We start from the raw sequence: 765 nt of genomic DNA, 5'->3' as shown, positions 1-765 counted from the left end.
CGTCGCCGGTGCCGGCAACGGGCTTGTCGTCGGCGACGGTGACCGAGAAGCTGTTCGAAGACGTATCGCCGTCCGAATCCGTCGCCGTATAGCCGAAGGTCAGCTTGATGGCATTGGAATCCTTGGCATCGTCGAGAGACTGTACCAGCGTGAAGTTATAGTGGCCGTTGTCGGTGTCCGACAGCGTCGCGTAGAACACGACGTTCGATTTGACCGAGCCCTCGCCATCCAGGACAGTCGTCGGAGCGACTTCACCGGTGTAGCCAACCAGCGTGCCATCGGCCAGCAGAACCGTATGAACGACCTGACCATGTGAGCTCAGGCCCTCGCCGTCCTGACCTTCAGCCGTGACGTTGGCATTGGTGAAGGCAACCGAGCGGTCGCCGGCGCCGCCCTGGTTGGTGTTGCCRTTGTCGGCACCCCAGGAGATGTTCAGCGAACCGGTGGCAATCGCATCGGTCGCGACATGCGGGTTCTCATTGCCGCCCGGCAGAGCACCTTCGGTGACCGAGCCTGCGTCGCCGGTGCCGGCAACGGGCTTGTCGTCGGCGACGGTGACCGAGAAGCTGTTCGAAGACGTATCGCCGTCCGAATCCGTCGCCGTATAGCCGAAGGTCAGCTTGATGGCATTGGAATCCTTGGCATCGTCGAGAGACTGTACCAGCGTGAAGTTATAGTGGCCGTTGTCGGTGTCCGACAGCGTCGCGTAGAACACGACGTTCGATTTGACCGAGCCCTCGCCATCCAGGACAGTCGTCGGAGCGA

At 61.6% G+C, this 765-nt stretch carries 1 protein-coding gene; it reads right to left on the bottom strand.

Annotated elements, in window-relative coordinates:
- A partial coding sequence (locus QD461_RS36675; RefSeq protein WP_414091642.1) for a hypothetical protein occupies positions 1–765 on the bottom strand: 765 nt, incomplete at both ends.

The organism is Rhizobium sp. BR 314, from assembly GCF_047445805.1.
GTDB lineage: Bacteria > Pseudomonadota > Alphaproteobacteria > Rhizobiales > Rhizobiaceae > Rhizobium > Rhizobium lusitanum_B.
The sequence above is the reverse complement of the archived record's forward strand: the minus strand, read 5'-3'. Positions and strand labels throughout refer to the sequence as shown.